Below are 14,077 nucleotides of genomic sequence, written 5' to 3' on the forward strand. Positions count from 1 at the left end.
ATGGCCATGACCCTGCGAAATTGGTGGTTCGTACTCCCCTCACTGACGCTCCTCGCCGCGCCCGCGTGCGGCGACAACGGCAGCTCCACCACCGAGGGCACCGGCACCGATGGGACGACGGCGCCGGGCACGACCGACGGCACCGCCACGACCGCCAGCACCGACGAGACGAGCGAGCCGAGCAACCCGAGCAGTCCGGCCACCACCGACACCACCACCGCCGAGCCGACGACGACGCCCGGCGACCCGACGGTCGCCACCACCGACGGGCCGACCGCCACCACGGAGGAGCCGGGCACCAGCACCGATCCCGGCACCACCACCGGCAGCACCACCGCCGAGGAGACCACGGGCACCACCGGCCCGGTCGAACCTGGCCCCGAGGACATCCCCGAGATCCCCGACGACGGCATGCCCTCGTCGGCCCACTTCAAGAAGGTCCCGCTCGGCATGTCCGACGCCGCGCAGGGCTACTGGGAGTACACCCCGCCCGGCTACGGCGGCGGCGAGAAGTACCCGCTGATGGTGTTCCTCCACGGCATCGGCGAGAACGGCAACGGCGACAGCGAGCTCGACAAGGTCCCGGCCGGCGGCCCGCCGAAGCTGCAGAAGAACAATCAGTGGGACACCTCGCTGCCGTTCGTCGTGCTCTCGCCGCAGCACCCGGGCGACGGCTGCCCCGGCTCGGGCGAGGTCCACTCGTTCATCGAATTCGCGATGACGCACTACGACATCAACCCCGCCCGCGTCTACCTCACCGGCCTCAGCTGCGGCGCGATCGGCTCGTGGGGCTACCTCGGCGACTTCCTCGACGAGCAGATCGCGGCGATGGTCCCGATCGCCGGCGACGGCCAGGGCGCCTTCGCCAAGGCCAAGTGCGAGCTCGGCCGCGTCCCGATCTGGGCCTTCCACGGCGACAACGACGGCACCGTCAACGTCAACGGCACCATCAAGCCGGTCGAGGGCCTGCAGATGTGCGACCCCAAGCCCGACGTCGAGATGGTCATCTACCCCGGCGTCGGCCACGACTCGTGGTCGATGACCTACGACCTCTCGGCCGGCCACGACATCTACTCGTGGATGCTCGAGCGCTACAAGCAATGATCATTCGCCGCTGAGCCGCCGAGCCTATGATCCTGGTCGCGGGGCCGCACTGCCCCGCGATTTCGGCCCGGGCCGCGCCTTCAGCACCAGCGGAGGCCCGGCAACGGGCGACGCGCGGTTTCACGCATCTGCGCTCCGGGCCCGCCATTGGTATGCTGGGCCCCGGTGACGGAGCCCCCGCCTCGGGTCCCCGACGTCGACGCGGCCGTCGCCGACACGAACCCGCGAGAAGCCCCGCCGGTCGTGCAGGCGGAGCCGGGCCGGACGCGCTCGCACCCCCGCGTGGAGGAAGAGCCGGCCGCGCCGACGCGGATCCGCCACTTCACGGTCCTGCGCCAGGTCGGCCAGGGCGGCATGGGCGTGGTCCTCTCCGCCTTCGACGACGAGCTCGATCGCAAGGTCGCGATCAAGCTGATGCGCCCGTCGCAGGGCGACAGCCTCGGCCGCGCCCGCCTGCAGCGCGAGGCCCAGGCCGTCGCCCACGCGGCCTCGGAGTACCCTGTCTTCCGTCCCGTACTCCTCATCTGCAGACTAAAATCAGATTCAACTCCCGTTGACCTTTTCCTTGGGGACCTCCGGCGGTACTATGGCCTGTGTCCGATATCAAGCGGCGCTGTATCGCGCTTCATGTTCGGCGACATGTGCAGCTCACGCTCAATACCGGGCGTACCCTCGCATCGGTACGAATTGTCGCATTCGAGGACGACGTCGTCGAATTAGAGGACGGTAGCTTTTTTTCGCTGCCACAGATCGCGTCCGTCGAGCCTGCGGGGGCCGAGCTCACTACTTGCGGGTCGGTAGCGCCTTCGCCTCGTACCACGGCTTTGATCGAGGTTAAACCGCCTCTTCCCTTCCAACCTCCCCCAACCGGAGTGGAACAGCCCCATGCGAGTTATCCTATCGTCCCGCGTGTCCAGGTCGAGCCGAGCGAACAGCCGTTAGAGGATCCTTCTCTCGCCCAGAGGGTCCCGGCCGCCCCGGCCGAACAGCAGCTCTCCATGCCTCGTCCGGCCACGCACGGTGCGAACGCAGCAGCCGACCTGCCGCCCTCAACGCAAGCCTCCGATGATTTGCCAGTCGCGGTGAGCCGGGAGATACTCGAGATCCTCAAGCACAAGGCAACTCCCTTCTCCGAACTCGTAGCCGGGCATGCTTGGGAGCCGAGCCCGGTGCCACCATTGGCCCATCGTTCAGTGCCGAAACTTCCGCCCTCGACGCTCCACAGCGACACGGCGAAGCACCACTGGAGTCGTGCGCTTAACCTCCTCAGCGCTCGCAACTTCCGCGATGTCATCCGCGAGTTCCTGTCGTTCTCGGTCCTGGTACCCTCTTCGGTGGAACCGCTATGGGGTGCGGCGTACGTCGCCGAGCAGCAGGGCGACCTCGTCCAGGCACTCGCCCTGTTACAGTGGCGTCCACACCTGCTGGGGGCAGTCCCGGAGCTCATGCGCGCCGCAGTGGGCTTGGCCTGGCGTCTGCGGCTTCCAGACACCATGCTTCGTCTGTTGCGTGCGCACGCGCGGCCGCCTAGCGGCCTACAGCGGGACTACCTGATGCTCGCGTGTCGCTACGGTATGTACCGTCAGATCGCCTCATTCATTGACGAGGAGTCAGTCTCCGATCCCGAGATCGAGGAGCCGCTCTCGGCCTACCTCGTCCTCCAGATGCTCGAGTCCGGCGCTGAGGTGAACGTCGCGCAGCTCAACTCGTTCCGCTTCGGCCAGATCCTGCCAATACTCGTGCGCGATGGCCAGGACGCCCCGACACGCGCATATCGGGACGATGCGGCGATCGAGGGCACGGTACTCGACAAGATCCGTTACCTCCAGGAAGGGTTCGATGATCACGAGCGTGCGACCCGCGAACGCTTCTCGCTCGGACACTACCTGGGGATGATTCAGGAGGCCCGGCGTGAGCTCGATTTTGAGCGGGCGAGGTTCCTAGCGAGCACGGCGCTCTCGCGCGCAGAGTCAGTCCAGTGGCGCCAAACTTTTCAGGAGCAGTTCCGGCAGATCGACGCCGAGACCCCACGAACTGACTCACCGCGGAAGCGTCCGCCCGCCCCGGTACGACCGGTGCGCTCGTTTCAGCCCGTGCGTCCGCCGGCGCCGTTGTGGCAGCAGGCCTCGGACGCCGCCGTCGCCGGCCAGCTTGACCGTGCGATCGAGCTATACCAGCGCTACCTGCAGGAAGCAGTCAAGAACCGCGTCTGGCCTGAGCGCGCCGACCCGGCCCTCAACGCCTTGGCCGTCGTCTACAACCAAAAGCGCGAGCGGCAGAAAGCCATCGAGGTGATGCTAGCCTACCGCGACAAGGTTCAGGCTCGCTTCCGATTCCATAACCAGCTGGCAACTCTCTATTTCCTCACTGGCGAATACCTTAAGGCCGCCGAGGAATTCAAGCTCGCCGTCGATGTCGCCCCCGGGGCGATTGAGCGCCAGAAAGCACACAAGAACGCAATCAACGCACGCCAGCGGGCGCAGAACGAGACCGTCGCCCACGCACGGTCCGGAAGCGCTTCGGAGGCCGCTACCTATGAGTCGGAACTCGAGCGCGAGTACCTCGCCATCGGTGTCGAGGCCGGGATCAAGATGCCCGAGGTCACACTGGCGCTGGACCCGTTTCTACAGCCCGATGTCGAGCGCCTGACGGAGAACGGAACGAAAATCGTCGGCATCGAGCGAGCTCAAGTCGCCCGCAATGAGTTCGACTACCGTACCGTCAAAGATCTCGATAGACGGTCACAGAAAGAACAGACGACGCAGGGGTTTCGCTCGCAGTACCTGGCCAGCGCCCTCTGGCTGATCTACAACCGCAGCTGGCACCAAAGCGACGAGGCGCAGGACCAACTGCCTGATCTTCGGCTGCTCCAGACACGACTCGCCGCATCCCTCGGGGACGACGCCGCCGCCCAGGGTCGCAATGAGGTCGCGCGCGAGTACTACGCATTCGTCCTCGAGCGCAACCCCGCCGAGGCCCTCGCGCTCGCCAAGGTTCGCGATTATCTTCGGACGATGACCGGCGAGCGATTTTCCGCCGGGACAGAGAAGTGGCGCTGGGAGGAGCTACGGAAGCTCCTCGACGGCGAAGGCCCGGGCGGGCCCGACGGCGCGCGGATCACCTGCTGGACGATCGTCCACATCGCCGGCCTCTCGACCGCCGCGTACAACGCTGTACTCAAGGCCCTCGACAACGACGCGATCCGGCGCGCGCTTGTCGGCGCGATGAATCGCCACATCCCGGGTGTCCATGACACCGGAAGCGACTTCAACACCGCGCTGGCGACCGGCGTCAGCCTGGTCAGTTCTCACCAGGAACGCATTGTAGAGCAGTTCAAGCGCTTCGAAGCCTCAGGCTTCGACCTTCACAACTTGACCAGGGCCGAGGGCACGGATCCGTTGATCGGCTTCGATACCGACCTCCCGCACACCCCGCTGGACTTCGGCGAGAAGGGTCACGTCAGCATCTTGCGTGCCTCGGCCTTGCCGAACGTCACCAATTATCTCGCTCCGGTGTCTCCCTCGAACAAGGAACTCCTCTACGACACCGCGGACAGCAGCATCGACTCCGCCCGGAAAGAACTCCTCGCTCACCCGACCCGGTTCGGGCGGCGGGTCCTCCTCCCGCTACTCGATCGGCTCCGTGCCGCGCTCGGGGCCCACTTCCAGGAGTGGAAGCCGACCGTAGCTCCGGCCGTGGACGTGACGATCGAAGATACGCGCGAGAGAAACGAACACTTCGAGATCGATCTGCTGATTACCAACGCCGTCCAGCGCCGCGCGGCGCAGGACGTCCAGCTCGAGCTTGTGATCTCCGACTGGAGCCTCCGCTGCGTCTTCCGCGAGAGCGGCGGCCTCGACGGAGGCGCGCGCAAGTCGCAGCGGTGGCAGCTCCAGAAACGTAAGGATCAGCAGACACCAGCGAGCCTCACGTCGGTCGCTACGGTTACATTCCGGCTCGACGGATACGAGCACCGGTCGGAGATCGAGCTCGAGATCCCCCTGCGGCCAATCCCCTATCAACCGTGGAAGAGCCCTTATCACCCCGGGCCGCCAGTCGCCTCCGACTTCATGCTGAAGGGACGCGAGCAGGAGGTCACGATGCTGACCGAGGGCGTGTCCGATGGGGAACGCTGCACGTTCTTCCGAATCGTCGGTCCGCGGCGCATCGGGAAATCCTCGATCATGGAGGCGGTCCGTCGCAGGCTCCTGAACCGCCGAGATCAGCGGCTGTTCGTCACCGAGCGCTTCGACATTAAGATGGCGGGCACGCATAACGTTTCGCTGCAGCGCCTACTCGCCAGTTGGGCGGTCAGCATCCAGGCCTCTGCACGGTCCGCGGGCCTCGATATTCCTGCCTTCCGCAGAGATCCAGAGCTCTTGGTGACGCACCAGTTCCTGCGTTGGCTCGAGGAATCTGTGCGTCCCGTCGGGCACCTCGTATTTTTGGTCGACGAATTCCAGAATGTGGCGACGATGTTCGACGAGCACACCCTCGCGGACTTCCTCGCCTTCTGGAAGACGCTGATCGAGCGGCGCCTTCTCTCGGGGATTCTGTGCGGCGTTGACAGCATGGACGAGCTGATCGCCGGAAGGGGGTTCGGCAACCAGTTCGCCAGCCTGCAGACCGTGCAGGTCGGATACCTTGACGACATCGCGGCCCGAAATCTGATCGAAGACCCGGTTCGGCTCCCCATCGATCTGTCGGCCGAATTTGAGGCATACCGCGGTAAGTCCCGCTACACACCGGGTGCTGTGAATCGGCTCCTCGACCTGACCGCTGGCAACCCATTCTTCATCCAGTACATCTGCGACAGCATCGTCAAGCTCCTGAACTCCGTTGAGAGCCGCGGGATGCTCGTCACCGAGATCGCGGTGAAGTTGGCGGCACAGGACTTCCTCCGGCACGACGATTTTTCGACTCGGTTCGAGAGCCTTACCGACTTCAATCCCGGCGCGCCGTTCTCCGGCGGCGACGCGCGCGAGATCGAGGGCCGGTTGCTTGCTACGATTGCGCTGGACACCCGGGATCGTTCGCAGTGCGACCTGCACGGGCGGATTCGTTCCTGGCCGAGGCGTTATCAGGAGACGGCGTTCTTGACGCTGAGTCGACTCGAGCGCAACAAAATCGTCGCCAGTGACCGCGGGGCACATCACTACATCCGGGTCGGTCTGTACCGGTTGTGGTTCCAGCAGTTCCGTCCCTTCGGCGACCAGCCGGCTCCAGAGGCCTGATCGGATTGTCCCATGACTTCTCCTCGCACGAACGCAGACAACAGCAAGTGGGGTGAGCACCTCGCCGACGAGAACGCCCGTTCACTGACTCTCGTGGGAGAGCGGCGTTCGGGCCTGTCATCGATGGCCGACGAGCTTCTACGCGCCGCGTTCGATCCGCTCGGCGCGCACGCACCGATCGTGATCCGACTCGACGCTCAGGGGCTTCCGGCGCCGCAAGACGATGGTGACGCGGCTCGCCGGGCCACCAGCCGGCGTTGCGTGGAGGTATTGATACTTCTCGCAGGATATCTACTCGCTTCCGAATCAAACGGCGGGGACGCCGAAGAGCCCGAGGACAAGCTCGTTCGCCTGCTGGTCGCGCTGCAACGCGGCGCACGGCCCCCGCTGCTGATCATCGACCACTTCGAGTGCTTGATGTCCCGCTTGGACACCGCCACCTGGGAGTTGCTACGGGGCTTGGTCGAGCAACGAAAGCTGCAGATGTTGCTGTTGTCACGCTTTTTGATTCGGGAGGTCGATCCGCTGACCGGGTCACGCCTGTTCGGCGTGGTCCCCAACTTCGTCGTACTCGGGCCGCTGCCGGCGTCGGAGCGGCAGTTCCTGGCCCGAACAGAGCTACTCCAGAACGGCGTCGTCCCCAGCGACGAGGTCGCGGCCTACCTCGCGCAGCTCGGCGGCGGGTGGCGCTGGTTGACCGCCGAACTCGGGCGTCTGGTTGCCCGCCATGCAAGCCGCCAGCCGGTCGTCACGAGGGAGACGGTCGACCAGGCGATCGCGGCCGACCGCGTCAGGGTCCGCGAGTACTTGCGGTCCATCGCCGAATGGCTCGAGCCGGAGCGTGAGTCGGACGCGATCCTGGCGATGGAAATGGAGCGCGAGGCCGGCGCTATATTCGAATTGTTGTTCGCGCCGAACGGGCTTATTACCCCGCTGGACAACCATGTGAAGCGGCTCCAGCGACTCGGGCACGTCGAGAACATCGATGGGGTGTTTCGCTTCTCGAGCCCGCTGATGCGCTCGCTCGCACTTGTCCGCTGGCGCGAACTACGAGCCGCGAGGGTACCGGTCGATGCGAGCTACTCCCGCTGGTGGGAGTTTGATGAAGCGTTACGGCACTGGATCCGGGCGAGCGTACCTGCCACCGACATCGACGGTCTGGTCGTGGGAGCGGGGTACGCTGACGCCGTCTCCGCTCACCGGGTCGCCCGCGTTTGGTGGGGCCCGGCGGCCGGCGGTGATCCGCTCGACGAGCTCACGGCCGAGATGCTGATCGCCGTGTTGCGCCAGGCGGGTTTCGCAGCCGACTGGCTCGCCCACCAGGGAGACCGGTTGGAACTCGTCTCCAGCGCCCGCGCCACCATGCTCCACTCGAAGTGGAACGCCCCCTGGAGTGCGAACCGGCGTCTGCAGGAGGAAGACCGGCTACGAGCGCTCGTGGCAGAGTTACCGCAGACTCACCACCTCGTGGTGTCCGGACGTCGAGTGGTCCGCTGGCTGCACATTTCGGATCTCCACTTGGGCCGCAACAGCAAGCCGGGCGAAGACTACGTCCTCCGCTCATTCCTCAAGACGCTGAAAGAGGATATTCAGCGCGATCCGGAGCAACGGCTCGGTCCGTCGCCGGACCTCGTCTTCTTCACCGGCGATCTTGCGCATGCGGGGAAGACCGAGGAGTACGTCCGCGCTGTGCCGCTCCTCGACGAGCTCCTGAAGATCCTCGGCCTGGAGCGACGCCACCTGTTCCTCGTCCCCGGCAACCATGACGTGCATCGTCCGGACACTCGATACCTTAAGCGGGACTTTCAGAACGACGAAGAGATTCAGCAGGCTCTTCAAGACGAGCGCTGGCATCGTCTCTACCGCGAGCGCCTCAATGCCTTCGATCGACACGTCGAGACCTATTTCGCCTCCGTGCCCGAACGGCTGCGGCGAACTGCGCACGGTTTTCCGCAACCGCAACGGATGGAGGTGCGAGGTGTCAAACTTCTGATCCACTTGCTCGATCCGCTTCTCTGCGGTGGCCTCGACGACGACCAAGGTAAGCTGCTGCTCGGTCTGATCGCTCGGAGGGCCGAGTTCGCCGACGTGAGTTTGCTGATCTCAGCCTGGCCCTCATGCATCACCCGCCCGATTGGCTGTGCCAGCCGGATCTCCTGCGCTTCAACAACCTGGTCGGAGCCAACGTGGACCTGCTTCTCGGCGGCCACGTCCATCGCGGCGAGTTTCGTCGGACGATCAGCACTTTCGGCAATCTATGCGAGTTGCGCGCTGGGGCGCTCTTCCAGGGGGAGTCCCACGAGAATACCGCGCAGTTCGCCGAGTTCGATGGGACCACCCGTGAGCTTCAGGTATTTCCAATCCTCTATGCCAAAGACGGCGACCGGTGGGTGCGGGATCACCGGTACGGCGATTATCCAACGTACACGCACCGCGCAGTGCTCATGCGGCGGCGATGACCGCGACGAAACGAGCGAGCCGAGCAACCCGAGCAGTCCGGGCACCATCAAGCGGTCGAGGGCCTGCAGATGTGCGACCCCAAGCCCGACGTCGAGATGGTCATCTACCCCGGCGTCGGCCACGACTCGTGGTCGATGACCTACGACCTCTCGGCCGGCCACGACATCTACTCGTGGATGCTCGAGCGCTACAAGCAATGATCATTCGCCACTGAGCCGCCGAGCCCCTGAGACACTAATCCACTGATCTACTGATCATAGGTCGCTACGGTCCCGCGATTTCGCCCGGGCCGCGCCTTCTGCACCAGCGGAGGCCCGGCGCCGGGCGGCGCGCGGTTTCACGCATCTGCGCTCCGGGCCCGCCATTGGTATGCTGGGCCCCGGTGACGGAGCCCCCGCCTCAGGTCCCCGACGTCGACGCGGCCGTCGCCGACACGAACCCGCGCGAAGTCCCGCCGGTCGTGCAGGCGGAGCCCGGCCGCACGCGCTCGCACCCCCGCGTGGAGGAGGAGCCGGCCGCGCCGACGCGGATCCGCCACTTCACGGTCCTGCGCCAGGTCGGCCAGGGCGGCATGGGCGTGGTCCTCTCCGCCTTCGACGACGAGCTCGATCGCAAGGTCGCGATCAAGCTGATGCGCCCGTCGCAGGGCGACAGCCTCGGCCGCGCCCGCCTGCAGCGCGAGGCCCAGGCGATGGCCAAGCTCGCCCACCCCAACATCGCCCGCGTCTACGAGGTCGGCGAGTTCGAGGGCCGCGTCTACATCGTCATGGAGTACGTCCAGGGCGAGACCCTGCGCGCCTGGCTGCGCCGCGGCCCGCACCCGTGGCGCGAGGTCCTGGCGGTGCTCCTGCAGGCCGGGCGAGGCCTCGCCGTCGCCCACGCGGCCGGCCTCGTGCACCGCGACTTCAAACCCGACAACGTCATGGTCGCCGAGGACGGCTTCGTCCGCGTCCTCGACTTCGGCCTGGCCCGCGCCGTCGAGGCCGGCGACGCCGCGGCGAACGCCGCCGACCCGCGCCTGTTCGCCCCGGTGACGCATAGCACCGGCTCGCTCGGCGAACAATTGACGGAGGCCGGCACTCTGGTCGGCACGCCGCCGTACATGTCCCCCGAACAATTCGCGCTGCAGCCGATCGGCGTCGACAGCGATCAGTTCAGCTTCTGCGTCGTGCTCTACGAGGGCCTGTACGGCGCGCGGCCCTTCAAGGCGCGCACCGCCGACGACCTGCTGGCGCAGATCGAGGCCCTGCAGCGCAGCGAGCCGCCGCGCGGCGCCAGGGTCCCGCCGCGCCTGCGGCGGATCTTGCTGCGCGGCCTGTCGGCCCGCCCGGAAGATCGCTGGCCGTCGATGGCGGCGCTGCTCGAGGAGCTCACGCGCGAGCCCGGCAAGCGGGCCCGCCAGTGGTTCGCCGGCGTCGGCCTCGCCGCGCTCGCGGCCGGCGTCGGCTACGGCCTCACCCCGCGCGGCCCCGCCCCGATCGATCTGTGCAAGGACGCCGCCGCCAGGCTCAGCGGGATCTGGGACGACGCCCGCAAGGCCGAGCTCCGCCAGGCCCTGCGCGCCACCGGGGCCGCCGGCGCCGACGACGTCGCCCGGCGCGTCGAATCGCGGCTCGACGCCTACGCCGCCGCGTGGATCGCCATGCACACCGAGGCGTGCGAGGCTACCCACATTCGCGGCGAACAATCGCCGCTCCTGCTCGACCGCCGCATGGAGTGCCTGAACCTGCGCCGCAGCGAGGTCGACGTGCTCGTGCAGAGCCTGACGACCGCCGACGCCGCGATGCTCGATCGCGCGGTGCAGGCGACCGTGAGCCTCGGGCGGCTCGACCGCTGCGCCGACGCCGAGGCGCTGCTGGCCACCCTGCCGCCGCCCGACGATCCGGCCCAGGCGGCCCGGGTCGCCGAGCTGCGCGAGAAGCTGGCGCGCGTGCGCGTGCGCGGCAACCTCGGCCAGTACGAGGCCACGCGCGCGCTGGCCGACGAGCTCCTGCGCGAGGCCGTCGACATCGGCTACCGCCCGCTGCACGCCGAGGTGCTGGCGCGCCACGCCCAATTGCTCGAGTACGCCGGCGACGCCGCGGGCGCCGAGCAGGCCATGCTCGACGCCTACTTCATGGCCGGCACCGTCAAGCACGACGAGGTCCAGGCCGAGGCCGCCCTCGCGCTCACCTTCATCTGCGGCGTCGAGCAGGCCCGCTACGACGACGCGATGCTGTGGGACCGCCACGCAGTCATGCTGCTCGAGCGGCTCGGCGCGCGGCCGCTGCTGCAGATCACCCGCCACACCGGCCTCGGCGGCCTGCTCGAGCGATGGGGCAAGTACCCCGAGGCCCGCGAGCACCTCGAGCGCGCGCTGGCCCTCGCCGAGGCCGACGAGGGCCCCGAGAGCCTCAATGTCGCCACCGTCGCCCACAACCTCGGCGGCGTCTACCTGGCCCAGGGCGACCTGACCGCGGCCGAGCGCATCTATCACCGCTCCCTCGACATTTACGAGCAGCAGCTCGGCCCCGAGAACCTCGCGGTCGCCGACACCCTCAACAACCTCGGCATGACCGCGCAGCAGCGCGGCGACCTGCCCGGCGCCCACGAGCGGCTCCTGCGCGCGCTCGCCATCTACGAGCGCAGCATCGGCGCCGAGCACCCGCGCGTGTCGTTCCCGCTGGTCAACCTCGGCAGCGTCGCCATGGCCCGGCGCGACCTCGCGGCCGCCCATGATTATTACGAGCGCGCCCTCGCGGTCACCGAGAAGGCCCTCGGCGCCGACGACTTCGAGGTCACCGAGCCGCTCGCCGGCCTGGCCGAGCTCGCCGCGCTCGAGCGCCGCTGGGACGACGCCGAATCGCTGGCCGGCCGCGCCCTGGCCCTGCACGCCCGCGTGCAAGGGCCCGCCCAGCCGGGCCAGATCCAGCCGCTCTGCGCCCTCGGCGAGGTCGCCCTGGCCCGCCGCGAATACGCCGACGCCCGCGCCCACTTCCAGCGCGCGCTCGAGATCGCCGAGGCCACCTACGGCCCGCAGGACATCGCCGCCGCGACCGCCCTCGCCGGCCTCGCCCGCGCCGCCGTCGGCGAACACAAGCCCGACGAGGCGCTCCCGCTGCTCACCCGCGCCCGCGAGATCCGCCAGCAGACCCACGGCCTCCCCCACGAGTTCGCCGCGCTCCACTTCGTCGAGGCGCAGGCCCGCCAGCAATCGCGCGACCCGGCCGCCGCCGACGCGGCCCGCCGCGCCCTCGATGCATACGCCGCCGCCGGCGAGCGCTTCGCCGCCGAGCGCGCCGAGGTCGAATCGTGGCAGGCCGCGCGCCGGTGAGCCGATGCGCCCGTCGACACGGGCGAAGCGAACTTCGGCCCTCTGTCGATTGCCCCGAGCCGGCGACGCTGCTCGGCTCGCCGGCCCGGCGGATTCTTTCCGCTGCTCCTCGCGCGCACGAGATCGATCTGCCCGACGAGGATCGCCGCAATGGTGACGAACCCGCGCGAACCTCTCGTGACTGCCATGAACCAGGGACGCGAACCAGCTCAGCTCGCCGGCCCGGTGGATTCCCTCTCCGCCTCCTCCCGCAAATGGCGAGCGAGCAGTCCTCGTGGATCCGCGCAATGGATGTCGAGTCCGCGCGAGCTTCGTGTCGCGCGCTTGCACGCGCCCGCGCATCGCCGCGCCGTTGACCCCCGGCGACTCACGTGCCACCTTCGATCGAAGTGCACTGATGTTTCGTCCGCGGCAACCGCCTCATCGAGCGCACGTCGACTCTCCCGAGCCCGTCGCTCGCCCTCCCGTCCGTCCAGGGGAATCGTCTCCGCGGCCGCTCGCCAGGCCTCCCCACCCGGACACTCCGCGCCCCGGTCCGAGTCGTCGTCGCCGGCCGAGTCGGCCGACTCACATGATTCGCAGCAGTCCGGGTCCCCGGTCGCCCTGATCGGACCCCCCGGGCAGAGCTCCGCCGGGACCGCCCTGGTCCCGCCGGAGCCGCGACCGCCCGGCGGCGCCTGGAATTTCCGCTACCCGCTCGGCGGCGGGCAGGTCGGCATCGACTACGGCCTGGGCGGCGCCCCGCAGGTCTCGCGTCGGCCCGGCAACGAGTCGGGCGACGCTCAGGACAATACGACGACGACCACGACGACGACCACCACCACCACCACCGCATCGACGACGACCACCACCTCGACGAACTCGACCTCGACCTCGACCTCGACCTCCGGCCCCGGCAATCCCGGCGGGGACGGCGACGACGGCGACGCCCCGTGGCGCAAGCGCCCGGACGAGACCTGGGGAGAGAACGACGCTCGCACCAAGGAGATGAAGGAGGTGCTGTACAAGCAGGGTACTGCCGAGGCACGCGCGGCGGTCCCTGTATTGAAGGAGCGGTACAGGCTCAACCTCAGGCAGGCGTATTCGCAGGGCAAAGAGCTCAAGTCCATCCCTTGGCCCTTCCGCCCCGAGTCGACCGGCATGTGTCAATCGCTGTGCTTCACCTGGATCCGCAAGCGCTATGCGGGCACCGACCCGGTCTCGACCCACTGGTGGAAGACGCGCGAGTACAACACCAATCAGGACGCCTACAAGAAAGTGCGCGAAGAGCAGCGGGTCAGCGTCGGCCCGCGCGAGGCCCTGGACGTCATGAAGCAGCGAGACAAGAAGCTCAGGCCGCTGCACATGGGCGGGGAACAGGGCCACATGGCGTCTCCGCCATACCCGACGGCGGCGCGATGGGACCTCGGCCGCGCGCAGTTCGCCGAGAACGTGCGAATCTCCTTGACGGGCGGGGGCCCGGGCCCGATGTGCTGGGCCGTCGGGTTGAGCGGGGGCGGGGGCGCGCACGCCCTCGCCCTCGCCCGCCGCGACGACGGTTTCTACTGCTTCGATCCCAACCTCGGCGAATACCGCTTCGACAGCGCCGAGAACGCGTCCGAATTCATGGCCGATCTGTACCGCGACGTTTATGCGCCGCGGGGCCTCGACGCCACGCAGATCTTCCCGGTCCGCCACGGCCCCGCCTGACGACGGAGCCCGGGCTCCGCCGACGGCCGTCCTCGCATCCTCCCGACGACACCCGTCCACCCGCGGTGGGCCACGAACCACTCCCGCCCGAGCGCCGCCACGGCATCGCAACGACGGCACCCGATCGGCGAGGTTGAACCAGCCCGTCGCGATGCGACCGGTGACCCCCGGGCGCGAGCCATCCCCATGCCCCCAATCGGAGTCCGGACGAGCGAAGCCATTGTCGCCATTGTCAGGACTGCTCGGGCATCGCACAGGCCCGCTCCCGGCCCTGCAA

7 protein-coding genes are annotated in these 14,077 nt (G+C 68.0%); 6 read left to right on the plus strand and 1 reads right to left on the minus strand.

What is annotated here, in order from left to right; all coding sequences use genetic code 11:
• From O0S08_RS32910 to O0S08_RS32930, 5 genes are all read left to right on the plus strand, one after another.
• Positions 1–1,104: a carboxylesterase family protein gene (locus O0S08_RS32910; protein WP_269033363.1), complete on the plus strand. Its 1,104-nt coding sequence runs from the start codon at positions 1–3 to the stop codon at positions 1,102–1,104.
• Between the two features lie 165 nt (positions 1,105–1,269).
• On the plus strand, positions 1,270–1,824 hold the full coding sequence (locus tag O0S08_RS32915; protein ID WP_269033365.1) for a protein kinase family protein: 555 nt from the start codon (positions 1,270–1,272) through the stop codon (positions 1,822–1,824).
• 278 nt (positions 1,825–2,102) lie between these two features.
• Positions 2,103–6,338, plus strand: coding sequence for an AAA family ATPase (locus O0S08_RS32920; protein ID WP_269033366.1), 4,236 nt, complete (start codon positions 2,103–2,105; stop codon positions 6,336–6,338).
• Between the two features lie 12 nt (positions 6,339–6,350).
• A complete protein-coding gene (locus O0S08_RS32925; protein WP_269033368.1) occupies positions 6,351–8,936 on the plus strand; it encodes a metallophosphoesterase in 2,586 nt (861 codons plus the stop codon).
• A 244-nt stretch (positions 8,937–9,180) separates the two neighbouring features.
• Positions 9,181–12,111 carry a serine/threonine-protein kinase gene (locus O0S08_RS32930; protein WP_269033370.1) on the plus strand — a complete coding sequence of 977 codons (2,931 nt, stop codon included), beginning with the start codon at positions 9,181–9,183 and terminating at the stop codon, positions 12,109–12,111.
• Positions 12,112–12,893: 782 nt separating this feature from the next.
• On the opposite strand, the gene O0S08_RS32935 is transcribed toward O0S08_RS32930, so the two are convergent.
• Positions 12,894–13,052 (minus strand): hypothetical protein, encoded by a 159-nt coding sequence (locus O0S08_RS32935; protein WP_269033372.1) that lies wholly within the window; start codon positions 13,050–13,052, stop codon positions 12,894–12,896.
• 46 nt (positions 13,053–13,098) lie between these two features.
• Here O0S08_RS32935 and O0S08_RS32940 point away from each other — a divergent pair, with 46 nt between their 5' ends.
• Complete coding sequence (locus tag O0S08_RS32940) at positions 13,099–13,800, plus strand: YopT-type cysteine protease domain-containing protein (protein WP_269033374.1); 702 nt, start codon at positions 13,099–13,101, stop codon at positions 13,798–13,800.
• Positions 13,801–14,077: the final 277 nt, after the last annotated feature.

The sequence above is a fragment of the Nannocystis punicea genome, from assembly GCF_026965555.1.
In the GTDB taxonomy this organism is placed as follows: Bacteria; Myxococcota_A; Polyangia; order Nannocystales; family Nannocystaceae; genus Nannocystis; species Nannocystis punicea.